Source organism: Flavobacterium sp., from assembly GCF_039930565.1.
Lineage (GTDB): Bacteria > Bacteroidota > Bacteroidia > Flavobacteriales > Flavobacteriaceae > Flavobacterium.
The window spans coordinates 26,189-48,036 of record NZ_JBDTTP010000006.1 but is presented as its reverse complement, the minus strand read 5'-3'; the positions used below and the strand labels follow the sequence as shown (position 1 = coordinate 48,036).

Genomic DNA, 21,848 nt, shown 5'->3' with positions numbered 1-21,848 from the left:
ACACAATAATTTTAAAAATTGAAAAATGTAAATTATGGATTTTTAAAATTCAGCAACAAATGCCAAAGCATCTTTTTTATCCTGATTTAACTGAGCTTTCAGTAAATCTACAGAATCAAATTTTTGCTCTTCTCGAAGATAATGTAATAAGGAAACGGCTATATTTTGCCTATAAATGTCAGCATCAAACTCAAAAAAATGTACTTCGATTGTTTGCTTCTGTCCATTTACCGTTGGGTTAAAACCAATATTCATCATGCCAAAAACCTCTTTTTGATTCATGATGGACTTGACTACATAAACCCCGTTTTTTGGAATTAGTTTGTAGTTTTCATCAATTTGGATATTGGCTGTCGGAAAACCAATTGTTCTTCCTAATTGTTTTCCTTTTACTACTTCGCCTGTCAAAAAATAGTCATACCCGAGGTATTCATTGGCAAGAGCCATATTACCATCCTGCAGTGCCTTTCTGATTTTGGTAGAACTTACAGAGACATCCTGGATTTCCTGAGCCGAAATCTGTTCTACTTCAAAACCATATTCAGCCCCAAAAGCAATTAAATTATCAATATTGGCGGTTCTGTTTCTTCCAAAACGATGATCGTGTCCAATAATTATTTTATGGATATGAAATTGATCGACTAAAATAGAATGTACAAATTCTTCGGCTGTTAGTCTTGAAAAGCTTTCGTTAAAAGGATGAATAACAAGGTTTTCTATTCCTGTTGCTTCTAGTAATTTTGATTTTTCAGGAATGGTATTCAAAAGTTTAATTTCAGATTTTTCCTGTAAAACCATTCTTGGATGCGGAAAAAAAGTGAGTACCAAACTTTCATATTTGCCGTTTTCAGTATTTTGAGTAATTCTTTCTAAGATTTTTTTATGACCAATATGCACGCCGTCAAAGGTGCCAAGTGTCAAAATGGTTTTCTTGTCTGACTGAAAATCGTTTATAGAATGAAAGAGCTTCAAAGCAAATAGTTTAAGATGATGCAAATTTATACTATCTATTTTAAATGTGATACTAACCTGAATTGATTTTTTGAAGTGAATGTGATGATTTGTTAAAAAAAGCAAACCAGCAGACCCGAAATAAATATATATCTATAATAATAAGAATTTGACTTAATTGATTTAATTTTGATTTTTATAATATATCCGGTTATGAAAAAACAGCTACTTTTTTTAGTCCTTATTTTTTATTGTGTGAAAATCCAGGCTCAGAGTAATGAACTATGGAATAAAGTCAACCCAATTTCAATTACTGGTAAGACAAATGATAACTTTTCTGGAAAGGATAAAATATATTATGCACTAGATGAAGTTTTTTTAAAGCAAAAATTAACAAAAACAACGGGTAAATCTTCTGCAGACAATACTTTAGAAATTACGATTCCAAATACAGAAGGAATACTTGAAAGGTTTATAGTCTGGGAATCTTCCAATTTTGACCCGGAATTGCAAGCAAAATATCCTGATATAAGAGCGTATAAAGGTTATGGTTTAGATGACAGAACTGCAAAAATTCATTTTAGTTTTTCTCCCATAGGGATGCAGACAATGGTAATCCGGCCAAATAAGGCATCTGAGTTTATTGAAAAAAGTTTGGAAAACAAATCCCAATATGTTTTGTTTACTTCTAAAAACAGCAATAGGCTAAATACTCCTTTGACCTGTAAAACTCCTGCTTCAATTAATAAAAACAATAATAATAAAACAGCAAAGTCAGCTTCAAATAACCAAGTCTTAAAAACACTTCGTCTGGCGCTGTCCTGCACAGGAGAATATGCTGCTTACTTTGGAGGAACAAAGGCTGGCGCACTTGCAGGTATGAATGCTACCATGACAAGAGTCAATGGCATTTTTAATAAGGATTTAGCAGTACACTTAGCGTTGATTGCTAATAACAATGACGTAATTTATACAGATCCAGCAACAGATCCGTATTCCAACTCTGGTCCAGGTGCAGATGGCGCCTGGAATGTTGAGGTTCAGAATACGTTAACGACTGTCCTTGGAAATAGTGTTTATGATATTGGACATCTGTTTGGAGGATCTGGAGGAGGAGGAGATGCAGGATGTATTGGGTGCGTATGTGTAAATCCTATATCACCAACGGATGAAGATGCAAAAGGGAGTGCCTTTACTTCACCATCAAATGCTATTCCGCAGGGAGATACTTTTGATATTGATTATGTTGCGCATGAAATGGGACATCAGTTAGGAGGAAGCCATACTTTTTCTTATGACATTGAAGGTACAGATGTAAATGTTGAACCCGGCAGTGGCTCTACCATTATGGGATATGCAGGTGTTACACAAGATTATGATATTCAGAACAATTCAGACGATTATTTTGCCTATGCCAGTATTTTGGAAATCCAGAATAATCTTGCAACAAAATCATGCCCCGTAAGTACAATAATAGTCAATAATAATCCTCCGGCAATAAATGCAGGCTCAGATTACACCATTCCTTTTAACACTCCCTTTATTTTGACAGGAACTGGTTCAGATACCGATACAGGTAATATTATCAGTTATTGTTGGGAACAAAATGATAGTGCAACATCGACTTCGTTGAGCAATAGTTTTGCTTATCCTGAAAAACCTGACGGACCTTTGTTTCGTTCTCTTGTTCCGTCAGATTCTCCAATTCGGTATATGCCAAGTTTGAGTACTGTAGTCCAAAACAGATTGACAACTAAATGGGAATCAGTTTCATCGGTAGCCAGAACACTTCATTTTACATTGACAGGCCGTGATAATGCAACTTTGGATACTCCACAAACCAATACAGATGAGATGATTGTTATTGTTAGTCCTACAATTGGCCCCTTTACGGTTAGCTCTCAAAGCGCTACCGATATTGGCTGGCAAAATGGTTCCGGACAAACCATAACTTGGAATGTAAACAGTACAAATTCACTTGCTGGTTCAGCAAACGTTGATATTAAATTATCGACAGACGGGGGTTTGACTTTTCCTGTTGTTTTAGCTTCAAATACACCAAATGACGGATCACATACGGTTACTGTTCCAGCAGATATTACTGCTACTAATTGCAGGATTTTAATACAGCCAACCAATAATATTTTTTATGCTTTAAATAAAAATTCATTTGCAATAGGATATACTCCCAAAACTACTTGTGATTCATATAGTTTCGGTAATTCATTTTCAATTCCTGCCGGAAATACTTTTACAACCAAAACAGTAAATTTGCCAGCTTCTACCGGAATTGTTTCCGATGTTAATGTTGCAGTAAGTGTGACCCATTCCCGTTTGTCTGATATTGAAATTCAAATTCAGAGTCCTTTGGGAACTATTGTGAAATTATTTGATAAAGATTGCGGATCTTCCAATGCGACAGTATTGCTTCAATACGATGATGCTGGTATTCCGTTAGATTGTTCGTTGACAACCAGCCAGATTGTTTTGCCTTCAGGATTATTAAGTGCTTTTAATGGGGAGAGCAGTCAGGGAAATTGGATTTTAAGAGTTCGTGATGCTGTTTCCGGAAGTTTTGGTACAATTAATTCTGCGTCAGTTACTATTTGTAATCAAACATTTACTTTAGGGGTTCCTGATACTGAAGTTCCTGATTTTGTTTTTTATCCAAATCCGAATGAAGGAAATTTTACCGTTCAGTTTGAAAGTGATTCAATTAATGCCATTCAGGTAATGGTTCATGATATTTTCGGACAGAAAATATATGATAAGACTTTTGAAAAAACATATCATTTTAATCAGAATGTACAATTGGAAAACGCATCATCAGGTCTTTATTTTTTAACGGTAATGGATGGTAATCGGGAATTTGTCAAAAAAATAGTGGTCAATTAAATTTAAGAATGTGCCATCGCCATGCAAGCAATACTTATTCTGGCTCCCGGAATTTTTAAAAGTGCTCTTGCGCAGGCTTCAAGTGTAGCACCTGTTGTAAGTACATCATCGACTAATAAGAAATGCTTGTTCTGATTTTCTTCTGAATGTATGATATCAAACATATTTTCAATGTTTTCAGATCTTCCCAACAGATTTTTTTTGGATTGTGTTTTGGAATATTTTTTTCGGTATAAAACGAAATCATTGTACGGAATATTCAAACCTTCTGCCAAAGCTTTTCCAAAAGTGGTCACCTGATTATAACCGCGTTCCCTAAACTTTTTTTTGTGCAGCGGAACCGGGATTATACTATCAAAAGGGATTTTTAAATTAAGATCTTTTAAATCTTCAACATACCATTTTCCTATAACAGTGCCAACTTCTTCCTGTCCTTTGTATTTTAAATTGTGAATTAGCTCCTGAACAATTCCCTTTTTATTAAAATATAAAAATGCTGAGGCATGCTCAATTTCAATTTTCCCATAAAATTTCTTTACCGCTTCATTTTTTGGATCCAAATGATATTTAGTCAGTGGCATTTCATGTCTGCAGACCGTGCAGATTGTCAGTTCTTTTGTAATTAAAAGAGCATGGCATCCTGCACAGACCTGAGGGAAAAACAAATTAATTAGATGGCTAAACATAAATAGAAAGAATTTATTTACAAAAATATACAAATTCAATGTTTTAATCTTTATTATTTTTTCTTTTTTTTAAACCTACTTTTTATATTTTTGCATCACTATGGCAAAACAAGAAGATTTATTTAAGAATGTGGTTTCGCACGCAAAAGAGTACGGATTTATTTTTCCGTCAAGCGAAGTATACGATGGATTGAGTGCAGTGTATGATTATGCACAAAATGGTGTCGAGTTAAAAAAGAATATCCGTGAATATTGGTGGAAATCAATGGTTCAGATGAATGAGAATATTGTAGGTTTAGATGCTGCAATACTGATGCATCCAACAACCTGGAAAGCTTCTGGACACGTTGATGCTTTCAATGATCCGTTAATTGATAATAAAGATTCGAAAAAAAGATACAGAGCAGACGTTTTGGTTGAAGATTATGCTGAAAAGCTTAATGTAAAAGCAAAAAAAGAAATCGAAAAAGCAAAAGAACGTTTTGGTGATGCTTTTAATGAGCAGGAATTTATCACGACCAATGCACGTGTTGTGGAATATCTGGCAAAAGAAAGAGAAATTCTGGAAAGATTAGCCCGCTCTTTAGGAAATGAAGATTTGGCTGATGTAAAAGCACTGATCGAAGAATTAGAAATTGCTGATCCTGAAACCGGTTCCAGAAACTGGACAGAGGTAAAGCAATTCAATCTGATGTTCGGAACGAAACTTGGAGCTTCTGCAGATTCTGCAATGGATTTATATTTACGTCCGGAAACGGCTCAGGGTATTTTTGTGAATTTCCTGAATGTCCAAAAATCAGGTCGTATGAAAGTTCCTTTTGGAATTGCGCAAACCGGTAAAGCTTTCAGAAATGAGATTGTGGCAAGACAATTCATTTTTCGTATGCGTGAATTCGAACAAATGGAAATGCAGTTTTTTGTTCGTCCTGGCGAGGAGATGAAATCCTATGAATACTGGAAAGAAACACGTTTAAAATGGCATTTGTCTTTAGGGTTAGGAAGAGAAAATTACCGTTTTCATGATCACGAAAAATTAGCACATTACGCCAATGCTGCTGCAGATATTGAATTTAATTTTCCATTCGGATTCAAAGAATTAGAAGGAATTCACTCTCGTACTGATTTCGATTTAAAAGCACACGAGAAATTTTCAGGGAGAAAATTGCAATATTTTGATGCTGAACTGAATCAAAACTACGTGCCATACGTGGTAGAAACTTCAGTAGGTTTAGACCGTATGTTCCTGGCTGTTTTTGCGACTTCATTAAAGGAAGAAACGTTGGAAGACGGATCAACAAGAACAGTTCTTAAATTACCATCTGTTTTAGCGCCAACAAAAGCAGCTGTTTTGCCATTGGTTAAAAAAGACGGATTGCCGGAAATTTCTAAAAAAATCATTGACGATTTAAAATGGGATTTCAATGTGGCTTATGATGAAAAAGATGCAGTAGGTCGTCGTTACAGAAGACAGGATGCACTTGGAACCCCTTTTTGTATTACAGTCGACCACCAGACTATCGAAGATCAGACCGTAACGATTCGCCATAGAGATACCATGAAACAGGATCGTGTTGCCATAGCCGATTTAAAATCAATTATAGAAAAAGAAGTTTCCATGAAAAATTGGTTGATGAAAATGTAATTTTTTAAAAATCAAATACATATAACCCAAATTCCAAACAGGAATTTGGGTTTTTTATTTGTCTTTTTTTACGTAGGAAGTATGATTTTGAATATTTTTTTTAACTTTAGATGCTTTATTTTTACAAAATCCCCCCCATTACTCAATTAATCACAAAAGAAATCCCAACATGAATTACACCTACATTATTTTAGATGATGATCCTGAAAGTGTTATCAGAATAAAGAAGATGTCCAGTGAGTTTTCAGAACTAAATTTTATAGCATCTGCTGATAACTGCACAGAAGGATTAAATTTGATTTTAAAACACATACCGGATTTGATTTTTTTAGAAATAGATCCAAGAGACAAGAACAGCGGATTATCTTTAAATTTGCTGAGTGGACTATTAATGTACTTAAAGGAAATGCCAAAAATTGTTATTACAACAAAAAGCAAGGATTTGGCGTTTGACTGTATACAATACAAAGTGACAGATTATTTGTTAAAACCACTTTCTCAGATCGATTTTGTAAAATTAATCCATAAACTAAATAAATCGAATGTTGAAGATGAAATCCTGCTGGTGCAAAATGTGAAACCTAAAGAAAAGCAGGATGATGAATCAAGTGTAGTGAATAAAAACAGAAGATCTTTTATTTTATGTGTAAAATCATATGGTGATCACCGATATATCGACTCCAATGAAATATGTTATTTTCAGGCGGATAATAATTCAACTGATATTCATTTAAAAAATGGTGAGATGATAACAGCTTTCAAAACCTTAAAACATTTTGAAACCGTTTTATCTAATCCTTTTGTCAGAATTCATAACAGCTATATCGTAAATCGCAATTACATCTCGAGAATTCATACCGGTAATTCATTGTGCTATATAAAAAAAACTACCATAAAGCTACCATTTTCAAAGTCTTACAAAGCAAATATTGATTTTATTATTAGCGAATTTGCGAATGAAAATTACATAGAAACTTAAAAAATCATCGTTCGCCACCATTTGATATGCATTCACTCATGAACGGATAGCATTGACCATAAACACCTTTTTTTTAAATGATTGTTTTGGATTACTGTTTAGTTTTACAAAAGAATTCCAATAGAAATGGAATCAAAAAAGTAAAAAATAATAAAATATAAATCCCAAACAAACATGAAAAAATCAATCGTAACAATCGCCTTATTTTCTTTAGCATTAGTAACAACTTCTTTTACTTCAGTAGAAACTTCAAACAGTTTATCAAGTATGGAATCTACTTCACAGGATCCTCCAATTGGTGGTGTATGTACTCAATGCGGAGGTAAAAAAGTAGATATTATCCAATCAGAGACAACAGTGGCTGCAGCGAATGCTAATTCAGATCAAACTAATAGTTTTAGTACTGATACACAATCATTAGGAAATACTAAAAAAATAGACTAAATAAAAGTCAGAATTTTTAATCAGGGCTGTCAATTTTTTGACAGCCTTTTTTTTGTGTCTATAGTTTTAGTATTTTTGATAAAAACCAAACAGGCATTGAGATATAATTACACCATATTATTCCTTTTTTTTATGATGCTTTTTGGTTGTACCAAAAAAAATGATAAGAATAAAAATGTAAATCTTTCAACTGATAGTCTTGCGGCCTATTTATCATTGGCCAATGAGGATAATATGCCATATGAATATAAACAAAAATATAATAAGAAAGCATTTGAAATAATCATCAGACAAAAAAATGATTCAATTAGTAAAATAAACCTGTTTAGGGTTGCCAATCGATATTACAACATGAGCGACTGGCAATCTTATAAAGAAATATCAAATTTAATTTTAGAAAAATCAAAAACCACACAGGATTCAATCAATATGGCCCAGGCATATGTTTACCTGGGAGACTATTACAAATTTAAGAGTATTTCAGATAGTGCTTTCATAAATTATTTTGAAGCCGAAAAGTTATATCTTCATATAAATGATGAGTATAACCTGGCTAAAACACTTCTAAGTAAAGCTAGTCTGCAGTTTGATGAGGGAAATTTTTTTCAAAGTGAAATAACGGTTTTTAAAGCTTTGCAATTATTAAAAAGGCAGCAAAATGTCAGCGATTTATTTTATAATTCTTACAATCTTCTCGGAATTTTGTATAATTCACGCGAGGAGTACAATAAAGCATTAGAGTTTCATAATAAAGCTTTATTAACTCTGGAGGATAAGGCAATTCCGTCACAATTTCAATATACAGCTGCTTCCCTTAATAATATTGGATTTGTTTACTTGAGTATGCGTAATTACCATCAGGCTAAAATACATTTTCAAAAAGGTCTGGAGCAAAAAAATCTTTTCAAAGAAAATATAACATTATATGCTATGCTGATGGATAACGTGGCTTACTCTAAATTTAAATTAAGAGAATCCGAAGGTCTTCCCGATCAATTTTTTAAGGCTTTAAAAATCAGGGATAGTTTAAATTTGGATTCAGGGATAGTTTTAAATAAAATACACTTATCAGAATATTTTGCCTATCATAAGGATACTTTGAGAGCAATACAATATTCCAAACAAGCATTGATGTTGTCCCGTAGGTCTAAGAAACTAAGAAACACATTAGAAGTACTCAAACAAATAGCGCTGGTTGATCCTAAAAAGGCATCAGTTTATTCTAAAGAGTATATTGAGACTAATGAAAAAGTTCAAAAACAAGAAAGAAAGATGGGAGAAAAATTTTCCAGAATAGAATATGAGACCAATGAAATAAAAGATAAAAATACAAGTTTAAATGTTCAGAACAGAACCTTAATTTATGTATTCAGTATTTTAGGTTTGCTGGGAATCTTTTTTTTCGTTTATAAAACCCAAAAAGCCAGGCACAGGGAACTTCTTTTTAAGCAACAGCAGCAAGTTGCCAATGAAGATATTTATAACCTGATGATTTCTCAGCAAAATGCAATTGAAGCTATTAGAATTAAGGATAAAAAACGTGTTTCGCAGGATTTACATGATGGAATTTTAGGAAGAATGTTTGGTGTGAGAATAAGTTTGGACAGCCTCGATAAATTAGATGAAGTGACTGCAGCACTAAAGCGCAAAAAATATTTATCAGAACTAAAGGAAATTGAACAGGATATTAGGGAAATTTCCCATGATTTGAACAAGGAAAAATCGGAAGTAATTAATAATTTTGTAGCTATAATAGATAAATTATTAGAAAATCAACGCGGAACATTCAATTCAGAGCTGATAGCAAATATAGATTCAAGTATTAAATGGGAATTAATAGCAAACTCAATTAAGATAAATTTGTACAGAATAGTTCAGGAGGCATTACAAAACTGCAATAAATATTCTAATGCAAAAATGATAAAAATAGAATTTAAAAATGAAGTTGATTATTTGTTTTTAATTATTAGTGATGATGGAGCCGGGTTTAATGTTGACAAGGTTAAAAAAGGAATAGGACTACAAAACATTTTTTACAGAACAAAAGAATGTAATGGAGAAATTGATATTAAATCTTATACAGGAGAAGGAACAACAATAGAAATCAGAATCCCCATTGATCAAAAAATAAAGTTAAAAAATAATGATAGCTAACCCAAATCCAGAAACAATAAAAAAGAATATACTAATAGTTGATGATCATCCTTTTATTATAGAAGGGTATAAAAATGCTATTACCCGATACAATACGGATCAATATGATTTTAAAATAGCCCAGGCTAAAGATTGTAAATCGGCCTATCAAATTATTATGAATGCTGAGCATCCTGATTTTGATATTGCCTTTTTGGATATCAGCATGCCTGCTTATGATGAAAAAGAAATTTTTTCCGGAGAAGATCTGGCAAAATTAATTATGGAGCATATGCCAAACTGTAAAATTATATTGTTGACAATGTATACAGAATTGCTGAAGATAAAAACAATCATCCGTACCATAAACCCGAGCGGATTGATTATAAAAAACGATCTGACTTTTGATGAATTGCTTTTTGCTTTTGACAGAGTAATTAAAAATAAAACATATTACAGTCAGTCCGTCGAAAAAATGCTTACTGAATCTACTTTCAATTCAATTGAAATAGATGAATTCGACAAACAGATTCTTTTCCATTTATCCAAAGGAACCAAAACAGATGAAATTCCTCATTACATTCCAATTTCCTCAATTGCCATTGAGAGAAGAAAAACAAATATGAAAGAATTGCTTAAAATATCCTCTGATTCAGATGAAGAATTAATTAAGGAAGCCAAAAAGGCAGGATTGTTTTAAATAAAGAAAGATGTATAAAAGACATCTTTCTTTATTTAACTTTTAAACTACTCAGATAAGGCATCCCATCCCCGGGCCTTCAGGCCAATTTTAGTGTTGGCTCTTGTAACCAAATGAATTCCTTCACTTTCATCTGCCATATGGCCAATAATCGTAAAGTTTGGATTTCCTTTTATCTTATCGAAATCATTAATGTCGATCGTAAACAACAATTCATAATCTTCTCCGCCATTAATAGCTACTGTTGTGCTGTCAATATTAAATTCTTCACAGGTCGAAATAAATTGTGGATCCAAAGGAAGCTTATCTTCATATAAATTACAACCCACTTTTGATTGTTTGCATAAATGAATAATTTCTGAAGATAATCCATCAGAAATATCAATCATCGAGGTAGGTTTTATTTCAAGGGCATGCAGTAAAGTACGAACGTCTTTTCGTGCTTCAGGTTTCAGCTGTCGCTCGATTAAATAAGTGTATAAATCTAAATCTGGCTGGCTGTTCGGGTTTACCTGAAAAACTTGTTTTTCTCTTTCTAAAACCTGCAATCCCATATAAGCTGCGCCAATATCGCCGGTTACAACTAACAAATCAGTTTGTTTGGCTCCGTTTCTGTATACAATCTCCTCTTCATCAGCTTCTCCAATTGCTGTGATGCTTATAATTAATCCTTTTTGTGATGAGGTGGTGTCACCCCCAATAACATCTACTTTGTATTCTTTTGCAGCATGCGTAATGCCTTCAAATAATTCTTCTAAAGCTTCCAAAGGAAAACGATTAGAAACTGCTACTGAAACTGTTATTTGCGTGGGTCTGGCATTCATGGCGCAAATATCAGACACATTTACGACAACTGCTTTGTAGCCTAAATGCTTTAAGGGCATGTATGCCAAATCAAAATGCACTCCTTCAATCAGTAAATCGGTTGAAACGACCACTTTTTTATCTTTAAAGTCAAGAACTGCTGCATCATCACCAATACTTTTTAAAGTGGATTCCTGAGTAACATCAAAATTTTTGGTTAAATGTTCAATCAGGCCAAATTCTCCTAATTGCGCTATACTGGTCCGTTGCGGTTTTTTATCTTCAATCATTTTTTCTATGTTCCAATGTTTGTAAGTTGCAAAGGTACAAAGTTGCAAAGGTTTTGTCTAATTTAAATCACAATCCATTCTGTTTTGAAAGTCAAAGGTTATTAAAATCAATATTTTTACCGATCTTTAAGATTGATAAAATATAAAATATGAAATCATTTGATATCGTTACCCTGACCGTAAATCCATCGGTAGACAAAAGCACTCACTTCTCCGGTTTAATTGCCGAACAAAAAATAAGATGCAAAGATCCTCAATTTGATGCGGGTGGGGGCGGAATAAATGTATCAAAAGCAATTTCACGCTTACGCGGAAGTTCATTAGCTGTGTTTACATCAGGAGGGCCAGTTGGGCAAATGCTGAAAGATTTAGTTAAAGAAGAAAAGATAGAATCTGAAGTTATTGAAACTGCATCCGCAACCAGAGAAAATTTTATTGCTGTTGATGACAACACCAATTCTCAATATCGTTTTGGATTTACGGGTGATGTTTTATCTGATGCAGAAGTAAAAGAAGTCTTGAAAACCATTTCAAATCTGAAACCAAAATATTTAGTGGCCAGCGGAAGTTTAAATGAAGGTTTAGCCGATAATTTTTATCAAAAAGTAGCTGAAATTGCTAAAAAATCAGATTCAAAATTAATAGTAGACACATCAGGAGAAGCTTTGAAAAAAGTTTTGGAAACGGGTGCTTATCTGATAAAACCAAATGTAGGCGAACTGGCAAAATTAATTGGTGTAGAACGTTTAGAAATAGACGAAGTAAACGAAGCTGCCAAAAAAATAATTGCTGATGGCGGAGCAGAAATTGTCGTAGTTTCCCTTGGTCCGCAAGGAGCCGTTTTGGTTACTAAAGATAATTACGAATTTGTTCCTGCACCCAATGTTGCCAAAAAAAGCACCGTTGGGGCAGGAGACAGTATGGTGGGCGGAATGGTTTGGGCATTATCCCAAAATAAAAACCTAAAAGAAGTGATTCGTTGGGGAGTTGCCTGCGGGTCAGCCGCAACAATGAACGAAGGAACACAATTGTTTAAATTTGAAGATGCCAATCGGTTATTTGAATGGCTCAAAAATAAATAATACAATTGTTCCTTTCTCGTATTATCCCAGAAAAATTATTTTTTTATGTTGGCTTTTAATATTTGAAAAGTTTAATTTTAAGTATACTGATATCATCGAGATAAACATCTGAAACTATATTATAGGGATTTGGCGGCAGCTTTATTCCAAACTCATCTCCATTTATAGTCCTCTTTTTTACCCATTTTCCTTTAACGAATTTACCTTCTTCAACCGACAGGAGCTGGGAGTTTGGTTGGCGTGAATCAGCAGACTCATACCCAACATGACAAGCATTTCCTGATACCATAAACTCATCTTCAGAAATCTGAATGATCAATCCGTATCCTTTAATAAGTGAATCTTTTTGGAGGTCATAGTTAGGTTTAAAGATAAAGTCACCAAGCTGAAAAGATGCAGGTGACGCATCATCACCTTCCATAAAGCCGTTTATTTTATCTTCAGCCTGGGCTTTGGCAATAAGCGGTGCAAGATTAGCAAGTACTTCATAGGCTTTTTTTATGGAATGCTTACTATGATATGTAGGATGATCTATGCCAAATGGCGAAAAACCCATTGCTTTGAAATGTCCAAAACTAAAAAACGCTTTTGGTGCAGCACTTAATGTATCATTCATCCAAATTGCACAGGCTTCAGGTACAAGCAAAGGGTTTTTGTTGTGTACAAAATTTTTAGCTGATAATCCGAATGTTGGTGAGTAATTATCGTTGGCAAGAACATCAATGTCAGGAGCTCCGGCCTGCCAAATATCAAGCATAAGATAATTGGGTCCCCCGCTAGGCCAGATACCCGGGATGAGATTACCTCCTGCGGCATCCCAGGCGTTTACAAATGTTGGTATATTATGGATAGCCTTGCCCGCCTTTGCAAGTTTATTTACATATTTAGCATAATTCCACGCCATATAGATTTCATCAGTATTGGGTGATTTTCCAAAAATCTCTTCCCATGTCCCTTGTTTTTTGGAACCATTTTTGAGATAAGGTTCAGAGATTTTTGGTTTTAATGTAGTAAGATTATGAGTAATGTATTTAATTAATTCACCAGGAACTTGTTGTTCAAATAATTTAGTTGATTCAGCTGAAAAATCCCTTGTACCACCTAATAATCCAACCTCGTTTTCAATTTGCATCATTATAACAGTATTGTGCTTATCAACCTCAGCAATTCGTTCCATTAGCTTTTTATAAGCCTTCAGATCGGCATTTAAACAATTTTTATTCGTGTTTGAAATTGTGGTCGAAATTTTCCCGTCTTTAAAAAGCATGCGGGGGAAACGTTTCATATCCGTTTTAACCCAATCTGGAGTATAATGGGACTCGCCATTTTTCCAGCTTCCAAACCACAGGATAACCAGTTTCAGGTTGTTTTCTTTTGCACTTTTTATGTGGCTATCGATAAGGGAATAATCAAAAGCATCTTCTTTAGGTTCAAATTGCTGCCAGTTTACAGGCAAAAAAACCGTATTAACATTTAGCGATTTAATTTGTCTCCAAATATCTTTCATGTGTTCAATGCTCGAGGCAGAAGAATTTAATAGTTCAGATCCAATAATTAGAAATGGTTCATTGTTTACATATAATTGTTTGACGCCCTTAGTTTCTTTTATTACTGGTAAAGCTGCATTGGCAGTTGGATCTCCTGACTTTGAAGAACTGGTTGAATTGTTACATCCTGTTAATAAAGCCAATAGTAGAATAATAACTATCGGTGAAAGAATTATTTTCATAAATCAATTATTTTAAAAAATCACGCAATTTAAGCTTAAAGCGTTTTAAGTCAAAAGTGGGTTTAATTGGTGAAGGTTCGTTTCTTTTTTACTTTTTCCAAATATAGAAAATAATAATTCTAAACTAGAAAAGCAGCATTTCTCTTTTTATTATGAAGTTCTTAAGAGCGCGTGAAGGATGGGAGCAGGTTACCGAAGTAACGCGGACAGCCTGACAGCATCCCGATAAGAGGGCGAATAAGCGCAAAGTAAGTTTTTGCCCGCTTAACGGGATGGTGGGACGCCCCAATGATGTTTTTTAATTTTATTTTTTCCTGCTGACAAACTGTTGTCACCAACCCTTGATAATTTTGAAGTATTAAATAATTAAACTTTAAAATTATGAAAACATTAGCTGCACAAGTAATTACTCCGGAAGATTTGTTGAACCACTGGCAAGGTCACCGCGCACTTACGCGTCGTGTAATTGAAGCTTTTCCTGAAAAAGATTTTTTTGAATTCTCAATAGCAGGAATGCGTTCTTTTGCGAAACTGACAGATGAACTTTTGGCAATAGCAGTTCCAGGTATTAAAGGAATTGTAAATAAAGAAGTTAAGCCTTTTACTGAAAAAGAAACAGAAAAATTAATTTTTAAAGCGCAATACCTTGAAAAATGGGATGAAGCCACTGAAGAAATTAATCAGTATTGGCAAAAATTATCGATTGAGGATTTCAATGAAACCTTTAATCTTTTTGGACAGTATGAATTTCCGGTAATTCAGAACATCCTGTATTTTATCGAAAACGAAGTGCATCACCGCGGTCAGGGATATGTTTATCTGAGAGCTTTAGGAATTGAGCCTCCTTTTTTCTGGGAAAGATAAATTTTTTGAAGAGTGTACATAAAAAACTCCTAACGCAGAAAGTAAAATTTCTTATTAGGAGTTTTTTAATAACCTTTCCCTATTGATTTCCAGTAATGCTAAAGTTCGCGTTTTAAGTTCTTCCGGTTCCAAAATGATAGCGTGATCGCCAAACATCAAAAACCAACGCGGAAAACCGCTTTCAAGATCACGACACATAAAAGTCATTTCTATTTTGTCTCCTACTTCTTTTTCAGACACAAAACCGTGATATTTTCTTTCGTAAGCTAAATATCGGGCAATTTTCTTTTCTATTAAAATTCGGACTTTTGTTGTTGGAATAGTTTCTGTTTTCTTTAAATAAGTTTCTAACGAATCGTGTTCGATCGTGAAATCACAATCTGTTTTTTTAATTTCCAGAATCCGGTCGGTTCTAAACTGGCGGTAGTCTTTCCGCAAATGGCAATAGCCCAGAAAATACCAATTATTATGATCGTGAAATACACCTACAGGTTCCAGATTTCGCTGTGTAGTTTCTTCCTTCTCAAAAGTTTTATAGGATAATAAGATTTGCTTTTTTTCTGCTATACTTTCAAAAAGAACCGCCAAAGTGTTTGGAGAATTATCATTAAACAAAGGTTCGGCTGTCTGCATCATGACGCTCGATTCAATATTCGAAAGATAGTCTTTATCGTTGCTTCTCAAAACCGATTTCAGTTTGAACATCGCTGAGGAATAATGACTTCCCAAAGAGGGATCTGTAAATTTCTGCATCAGTTTTTCAGCCGCAATAAAACTGCTGACTTCCTCACGCGTAAACATAACAGGCGGCAATCGATAACCTTCCATCAAAGCATAACCAACTCCCGCCTCACTGTAAATAGGTACTCCTGAAGCTTCCAAAGTTCGAATGTCCCGATAAATAGTCCGCAGGCTAACTTCAAAACGATCTGCCAGTTCCTGCGCTTTTACAATTTTCTTGGATTGTAATTGAATCAGGATGGCGACAATTCGGTCAAATCGTTTTGGGGTTTCGTCCATTTTGTTTTAGTTGTAGAGTTGTGGTGTACAGATTTTAATATCAAAGATACATTTCAAAAACAAAAAACCCAACAACTTTCGTCATTGGGTTAGTCTATATTCTTGACTCTATATTCTTTCTTCTAAAATTTTAGTCGTTAAGTTTCAAAACAGCCATAAATGCCTCCTGTGGAATCTCCACATTTCCAACCAGTCTCATACGTTTTTTACCTTTTTTCTGTTTTTCCAACAATTTACGTTTACGGGAAATATCTCCACCGTAACATTTGGCAGTAACGTCTTTACGTAAAGCTTTAATGGTTTCACGCGAAATTACTTTTACACCAATCGCCGCCTGAACAGGAATATCAAATTGCTGACGCGGAATCAGTTCTTTTAGCTTTTCACACATTTTTTTACCAATAGAGTACGCATTATCTACGTGCATCAGGGATGACAAAGCATCCACAATAGTAGCATTTAGTAAAATATCAACTTTTACCAGGTTGGAAGTTCGCATACCAATAGGCATATAATCAAACGAAGCATATCCTTTGGAAACCGTCTTTAAACGATCATAAAAATCAAATACAATTTCCGCCAGTGGCATATCAAAATTCAACTCCACACGTTCTGTGGTTAAATAGGTCTGATTCGTTATTTGTCCACGTTTTTCAATACATAAACTCATTACGTTTCCTACGTAATCCGACTTGGTAATAATGGTTGCTTTAATAAAAGGCTCTTCAACATGGTCTAAACGGGAAGGCTCCGGCAAATCAGACGGATTGTTAACAATCAAAATAGTATCCGGATCTTTTTTGGTAAAAGCATGGTACGAAACGTTAGGTACCGTAGTAATTACGGTCATATTGAACTCACGTTCCAAACGTTCCTGTATGATTTCCATGTGTAACATTCCTAAGAATCCACAACGGAAACCAAATCCTAAAGCAGCAGAACTTTCAGGTAAAAATACCAACGAAGCGTCGTTCAATTGTAGTTTTTCCATTGAGTTACGCAGCTCCTCATAATCTTCAGTGTCAACAGGATAAATTCCGGCAAATACCATTGGTTTAACGTCTTCAAAACCGGTAATCATATTGGTTGTAGGCGTTTTGGCATCAGTTAGTGTATCACCAACTTTTACTTCTTTCGCTTCCTTAATTCCTGAAATCAAATACCCAACATCACCTGCAGATATTACACTTTTCGGAACCTGATTTAATTTTAGAGTTCCAATTTCGTCAGCAAAATATTCATTTCCGGTGGCCATGAATTTAATTTTTTGCCCTTTTTTAATCTGTCCGTTTTTCACACGAAAAATAACTTCAATTCCACGAAACGGATTGTAATGTGAATCGAAAATCAAAGCTTGTAACGGTTCATCAACATTTCCGGATGGAGGCGGAATTTTCTCAATAATGGCAGCCAGAATATTCTCAACACCAAAACCGGTTTTTCCGGATGCATGAATAATATCTTCAAGTTTACAACCTAATAAATCAATAATATCATCACTAACTTCTTCAGGATTGGCACTTGGTAAATCTACTTTATTCAAAACCGGGATAATTTCCAGGTCATTTTCTAAAGCTAAATATAAATTTGAAATGGTTTGTGCCTGAATACTTTGTGCTGCATCCACAATCAAAAGCGCACCTTCGCAGGCAGCAATTGATCTTGAAACTTCGTATGAAAAGTCAACGTGACCGGGAGTGTCAATAAGGTTTAAAATATATTCTTCTCCTTTATAAGTGTATTCCATCTGAATGGCGTGACTTTTAATGGTGATGCCACGCTCGCGCTCCAGATCCATGTTGTCCAGCAATTGTGCTTTTTCTTCACGGGCTGTAACGGTTTGTGTAGCGCCTAATAATCGGTCTGCCAATGTACTTTTACCGTGGTCAATGTGTGCAATAATGCAAAAGTTACGTATCTTCTTCATTTTATGATATCAATTCTCTGTACGAGTTTAAGTAATTTTTATAATCTGCTCTTTAGCAATTGCTATAGGGCATTTTATTAAGGCGCAAATATAACGCAAAGTTTTGGATTCTGGAATGAAGATGTCTGATTGTTAGATTCTGTGATTTAAAATCATTTTTAAAATTCAAAACTGAATCCTTTTTCGGTAAGTTTCTTGTAGATTTCAGCATCAAATTTGTACAATTTTGCAGCCCTGTGTGAGACATCCTGTTGTTTCTCATCGAGTGCAAGCAAGAGTTTCATGTGAAGAATTTTTCTTCGGAAATTCGATTTGTCCAGTTCAATTCCTAATATTTCTTCATACAAATGCATCAACTGCAATAAGGTGAATTTTTCAGGCAACAGATTAAATCCAATAGGGGCCTGACGGACGCGATTTCGCAATTGCATCAGGCTAAAATTTAAAATTTCGTTATGGTCAAAAATCAAATCCGGAATGTCATTGATTTTATACCATTTCGCTTCCCTTAGAGTGAAACCTTTTTTTATGTGATAATCTTCACGGTTGACTAAAGTATAATAACCAATAGTGACTACTCTTATATCTTTTACACGATTTGGATCGGTAAAGGCTTTTAACTGTTCCAGATAAATATTGTCAAGACTGGTAAGTTCATACAAAATACGCTGTGCAGCATAATTTGCGCTTTCCTCTCTTTGAAGCGTACCTCCCAAAAGCCCCCATTTTCCAATACTTGCTCCTTCAGCATGCTGTACCAGAAGCACTTCCAGACTTTCTTTGTTAAATCCAAATATAACACAGTCTATAGTTACAATACTCATTACGTTTGGATCGGCTTTTACAGCAGAATCATAATCTACATTTTCAACATCCATGTTTTTGCTAAATTTTGACAAATTAAATGAATTAAAATAAAAGTTGAAGAATTAAAGTTTCAAATTGTTTTATTGGTTTCTATTTTATTATTTTGATAAAAACTTTGTAATAATAATTCTGATATAAAAAAAATAAACCCAATTTTTTGCTAATATAGGAAAAATGTTTTACACTTGTAGTCAATGTAACCATAAGATGATTGTTGTAAACGGAATGCTATCATCTTTATTTTAAAGACTTGTAAATCAAAAGATTTCTGAAACTTTTATAAAATTAAAAAAGTATCATGTCAATATTCCTAAATAAAATTCTAATGACACATAAAAAAAGGAAACTAAATAACTTCTATTTCTTGTTTATCCTGGTTGTTAGTATCTTTTTGCTATCCTGCAAAAAAGAGCAGGACTTCGCAAACCGAAAAATTTCTTTTAATTCAGATTGGAGTTTTCATTTAAATGATAGTATAAATGATAGAGATACTATTGGAACTTCAACCAAATGGAGAATTTTAAATGTTCCTCATGATTGGAGCATTGAAGGAAGATTTGATGAAAAAAGTCCGGCAGGATATGGAGGAGGATCACTTAACGGAGGTTTAGGCTGGTATAAGAAAACTTTCAAAATAAACGCCTCTGATAGCAGTAAAGTAATATCAATAACCTTTGATGGCGTTTACAAAAACAGCGAAGTCTGGGTAAACGGACATTTTTTAGGACAACGTCCCAACGGATATATTGGTTTTCAATATGATATGTCACCGTACTTAAATTATGGTAAAAAAACCAATGAAATTATTGTAAAGGTTGACAATTCAAAACAACCTAATTCACGTTGGTATTCAGGTTCCGGAATTTTTAGAAATGTCTGGATCGAAACTACCGATAAATTGCACGTTGCACAATGGGGAACTTATGTGACAACGCCAAAGGTTACTGCTGAAAACGCTTCTATAAATATTGAAACTAGAATTCAGAATCAATATACATCTTCAAAAAAAGCAACAATAATTACTACTCTTTTTTATAATGCCGGAAGTGAACTTAGAAGAATAAAAGATATTGATCAAAATATAACAATTGGAGCAAATACCAATCAAATTATCAAGCAGGAAATCGAAGTTACAAAACCTGTTTTATGGTCTGTAGAAAGACCTGAATCGTATATTGCTGTTACTGATGTTTTTGTAGATGATAAACTTGTAGATACATACAAAACTAATTTTGGAATCAGGGATTTTAAGTTTGACGTGAACAAAGGTTTTATTTTGAATGGAAAACAGGTAAAAATAAAAGGAGTTTGCCTGCATCATGATTTAGGACCTTTAGGTTCTGCAATCAACACGCGCGCCATCGCACGTCAGTTGGAAATTCTAAAAGAAATGGGTGTAAACGGAATCAGGACTTCTCATAATCCTCCCGCTCCGGAACTTTTAGATCTTTGTGATAAAATGGGTTTCATTGTCATGGATGAAGCTTTCGACATGTGGAAACAAACCAAAACCAAATACGATTATGGAAACGATTGGGACAAATGGCACAAAAAAGATTTAGTAGATCAATTGCGTCGAGATCGTAATCATCCAAGTATTTTTATGTGGAGTATCGGAAATGAAATCCCGGAACAATGGAATGAAACCGGAGTTACAATTGCGAAAGAATTAGCGGCTATAGTACGTTTGAATGACAAAACACGTCCGCTAACCGCAGCGATGAATCCACCTGTAAATATGAATATCGATGAAGTAACGTTACAATTCGAAAAAAAGAATGTTCAGTTTAATGCCATTGCAAAATCGGGAGTTTTAGATCTTATTGGTTATAATTATGCCCATCAGACGTATGAGCATCATCAAAAAAACTTTCCTAATACCCCCTTTATCGCAACTGAAACTACGTCTGGTTTACAAACCCGGGGTTATTATGATGCGGTTTCAGATACAATTAAAAAATGGCCGGTAAGATGGGATCTTAAATTTACCGGAGGAAATCCCGGAAACACTGTTTCAGCATACGATCAGGTTCAGGCGCCGTGGGGTTCAACGCATGAAGCGACGTGGAAAGTCATTAAAAAACATGATTATCTTTCCGGAATGTATATCTGGACCGGTTTTGATTATATAGGAGAACCAACGCCTTACGAATGGCCATCGGTTAGTTCGTATTTCGGAATTGTAGATTTAGCCGGTTTCCCCAAAGATGTTTATTATATGTACCAAAGTGAATGGACGGACAAAACTGTACTGCACATTTTTCCGCATTGGAACTGGAAAGTCGGACAAACCGTCGACGTTTGGGCTTATTACAATAAAGCGGATGAGGTTGAACTTTTTCTTAATGGAAAATCAGTTGCTGTTCGCAGTAAAAAAGGAGACGATTTACACGTAATGTGGAGAATTCCTTTTCAGCCCGGAACTCTAAAAGCAGTTTCTCGTAAAAACGGAAAAACAGTTTTAGAAACTGAAATCAAAACGGCTGGAAATCCATCACAATTAAAATTAAAAGCAGACAGAAGTACCATCAAAGCTGACGGAAATGATTTGTCGTTTGTAACGGTTGATATTTTAGACGAAAAGGGAACTTTAGCGCCAAATGCCAATAATGAAATCAATTTTTCTTTAAAAGGAAACGGAAAAATTGTTGGTGTCAGCAGCGGGGATCCTGTAAGTCATGAATCTTTTAAGGGTTCAAAACACAGAGCTCTGCACGGAAAATGTTTAGTGATTGTTCAGTCGGATAATAAATCCGGAAGATTGGAATTAACCGCTAAATCAAATGGATTAAAACAGTCAACAATTGTAATTACAGCAGAATAAAAAACTACTAA

Annotated in this window: 16 protein-coding genes; 9 read left to right on the top strand and 7 right to left on the bottom strand. The window is 34.4% G+C overall.

The genetic code is table 11. From position 1 onward, the window contains the following. Nucleotides 1-42 precede the first annotated feature (42 nt). Nucleotides 43-972 (bottom strand): bifunctional riboflavin kinase/FAD synthetase, encoded by a 930-nt coding sequence (locus tag ABI657_RS03220; protein WP_348095795.1) that lies wholly within the window; start codon nt 970-972, stop codon nt 43-45. Between the two features lie 192 nt (nt 973-1,164). Between ABI657_RS03220 and ABI657_RS03215 the strand changes: the two genes are divergently transcribed. After that, nucleotides 1,165-3,846, top strand: coding sequence for a reprolysin-like metallopeptidase (locus ABI657_RS03215; protein ID WP_348095794.1), 2,682 nt, complete (start codon nt 1,165-1,167; stop codon nt 3,844-3,846). A gap of 2 nt (nt 3,847-3,848) precedes the next feature. Here the strand turns inward: ABI657_RS03215 and ABI657_RS03210 are convergent, their stop codons facing one another. Continuing rightward, nucleotides 3,849-4,532: a ComF family protein gene (locus ABI657_RS03210; RefSeq protein ID WP_348095793.1), complete on the bottom strand. Its 684-nt coding sequence runs from the start codon at nt 4,530-4,532 to the stop codon at nt 3,849-3,851. A gap of 100 nt (nt 4,533-4,632) precedes the next feature. Between ABI657_RS03210 and ABI657_RS03205 the strand changes: the two genes are divergently transcribed. The 5 genes from ABI657_RS03205 to ABI657_RS03185 all read left to right on the top strand — a co-directional run bounded on the left by ABI657_RS03205 (nt 4,633) and on the right by ABI657_RS03185 (nt 10,430). Beyond that, on the top strand, nt 4,633-6,174 hold the full coding sequence (locus tag ABI657_RS03205) for a glycine--tRNA ligase (protein WP_348095792.1): 1,542 nt from the start codon (nt 4,633-4,635) through the stop codon (nt 6,172-6,174). 169 nt (nt 6,175-6,343) lie between these two features. Then, nucleotides 6,344-7,153 (top strand): LytTR family DNA-binding domain-containing protein, encoded by an 810-nt coding sequence (locus tag ABI657_RS03200; RefSeq protein WP_348095791.1) that lies wholly within the window; start codon nt 6,344-6,346, stop codon nt 7,151-7,153. Between the two features lie 174 nt (nt 7,154-7,327). Further along, nucleotides 7,328-7,597: a hypothetical protein gene (locus tag ABI657_RS03195; RefSeq protein WP_348095790.1), complete on the top strand. Its 270-nt coding sequence runs from the start codon at nt 7,328-7,330 to the stop codon at nt 7,595-7,597. A 75-nt stretch (nt 7,598-7,672) separates the two neighbouring features. Beyond that, on the top strand, nt 7,673-9,751 hold the full coding sequence (locus tag ABI657_RS03190; protein ID WP_348095789.1) for an ATP-binding protein: 2,079 nt from the start codon (nt 7,673-7,675) through the stop codon (nt 9,749-9,751). Continuing rightward, entirely contained in the window at nt 9,741-10,430 is a 690-nt protein-coding gene (locus ABI657_RS03185; RefSeq protein WP_348095788.1) for a response regulator, read from the top strand. Before ABI657_RS03190 ends, ABI657_RS03185 begins: the two co-directional genes overlap by 11 nt. A 47-nt stretch (nt 10,431-10,477) precedes the next feature. Here the strand turns inward: ABI657_RS03185 and thiL are convergent, their stop codons facing one another. Next, nucleotides 10,478-11,524 (bottom strand): thiamine-phosphate kinase, encoded by a 1,047-nt coding sequence (thiL, locus tag ABI657_RS03180; RefSeq protein WP_348095787.1) that lies wholly within the window; start codon nt 11,522-11,524, stop codon nt 10,478-10,480. 149 nt (nt 11,525-11,673) lie between these two features. Here thiL and ABI657_RS03175 point away from each other — a divergent pair, with 149 nt between their 5' ends. Beyond that, entirely contained in the window at nt 11,674-12,606 is a 933-nt protein-coding gene (locus ABI657_RS03175; RefSeq protein WP_348095786.1) for a 1-phosphofructokinase family hexose kinase, read from the top strand. Between the two features lie 55 nt (nt 12,607-12,661). On the opposite strand, the gene ABI657_RS03170 is transcribed toward ABI657_RS03175, so the two are convergent. After that, nucleotides 12,662-14,335 (bottom strand): DUF5597 domain-containing protein, encoded by a 1,674-nt coding sequence (locus ABI657_RS03170; protein ID WP_348095785.1) that lies wholly within the window; start codon nt 14,333-14,335, stop codon nt 12,662-12,664. Between the two features lie 381 nt (nt 14,336-14,716). Here ABI657_RS03170 and ABI657_RS03165 point away from each other — a divergent pair, with 381 nt between their 5' ends. Then, a complete protein-coding gene (locus ABI657_RS03165; RefSeq protein ID WP_348095784.1) occupies nt 14,717-15,199 on the top strand; it encodes a DinB family protein in 483 nt (160 codons plus the stop codon). Between the two features lie 54 nt (nt 15,200-15,253). On the opposite strand, the gene ABI657_RS03160 is transcribed toward ABI657_RS03165, so the two are convergent. The 3 genes from ABI657_RS03160 to ABI657_RS03150 all read right to left on the bottom strand — a co-directional run bounded on the left by ABI657_RS03160 (nt 15,254) and on the right by ABI657_RS03150 (nt 19,024). Continuing rightward, nucleotides 15,254-16,219 carry a YafY family protein gene (locus ABI657_RS03160; protein ID WP_348095783.1) on the bottom strand — a complete coding sequence of 322 codons (966 nt, stop codon included), beginning with the start codon at nt 16,217-16,219 and terminating at the stop codon, nt 15,254-15,256. 130 nt (nt 16,220-16,349) lie between these two features. Beyond that, nucleotides 16,350-18,146: a translation elongation factor 4 gene (lepA, locus tag ABI657_RS03155; protein ID WP_348095782.1), complete on the bottom strand. Its 1,797-nt coding sequence runs from the start codon at nt 18,144-18,146 to the stop codon at nt 16,350-16,352. Nucleotides 18,147-18,304: 158 nt separating this feature from the next. Continuing rightward, entirely contained in the window at nt 18,305-19,024 is a 720-nt protein-coding gene (locus tag ABI657_RS03150) for an NUDIX domain-containing protein (protein WP_348095827.1), read from the bottom strand. A gap of 314 nt (nt 19,025-19,338) precedes the next feature. Here ABI657_RS03150 and galB point away from each other — a divergent pair, with 314 nt between their 5' ends. Beyond that, nucleotides 19,339-21,837: a beta-galactosidase GalB gene (gene galB / locus ABI657_RS03145; protein ID WP_348095781.1), complete on the top strand. Its 2,499-nt coding sequence runs from the start codon at nt 19,339-19,341 to the stop codon at nt 21,835-21,837. Nucleotides 21,838-21,848 lie beyond the last annotated feature (11 nt).

Coding starts and splice junctions, on each gene's coding strand:
- ABI657_RS03215 (WP_348095794.1), top strand. CDS start 1,165: ATGAAAAAACAGCTACTTTTTTTAGTCCTTATTTTTTATTGTGTGAAA.
- ABI657_RS03210 (WP_348095793.1), bottom strand. CDS start 4,532: ATGTTTAGCCATCTAATTAATTTGTTTTTCCCTCAGGTCTGTGCAGGA.
- ABI657_RS03205 (WP_348095792.1), top strand. CDS start 4,633: ATGGCAAAACAAGAAGATTTATTTAAGAATGTGGTTTCGCACGCAAAA.
- ABI657_RS03200 (WP_348095791.1), top strand. CDS start 6,344: ATGAATTACACCTACATTATTTTAGATGATGATCCTGAAAGTGTTATC.
- ABI657_RS03195 (WP_348095790.1), top strand. CDS start 7,328: ATGAAAAAATCAATCGTAACAATCGCCTTATTTTCTTTAGCATTAGTA.
- ABI657_RS03185 (WP_348095788.1), top strand. CDS start 9,741: ATGATAGCTAACCCAAATCCAGAAACAATAAAAAAGAATATACTAATA.
- thiL (WP_348095787.1), bottom strand. CDS start 11,524: ATGATTGAAGATAAAAAACCGCAACGGACCAGTATAGCGCAATTAGGA.
- ABI657_RS03175 (WP_348095786.1), top strand. CDS start 11,674: ATGAAATCATTTGATATCGTTACCCTGACCGTAAATCCATCGGTAGAC.
- ABI657_RS03170 (WP_348095785.1), bottom strand. CDS start 14,335: ATGAAAATAATTCTTTCACCGATAGTTATTATTCTACTATTGGCTTTA.
- ABI657_RS03165 (WP_348095784.1), top strand. CDS start 14,717: ATGAAAACATTAGCTGCACAAGTAATTACTCCGGAAGATTTGTTGAAC.
- ABI657_RS03160 (WP_348095783.1), bottom strand. CDS start 16,219: ATGGACGAAACCCCAAAACGATTTGACCGAATTGTCGCCATCCTGATT.
- lepA (WP_348095782.1), bottom strand. CDS start 18,146: ATGAAGAAGATACGTAACTTTTGCATTATTGCACACATTGACCACGGT.
- ABI657_RS03150 (WP_348095827.1), bottom strand. CDS start 19,024: ATGGATGTTGAAAATGTAGATTATGATTCTGCTGTAAAAGCCGATCCA.
- galB (WP_348095781.1), top strand. CDS start 19,339: ATGACACATAAAAAAAGGAAACTAAATAACTTCTATTTCTTGTTTATC.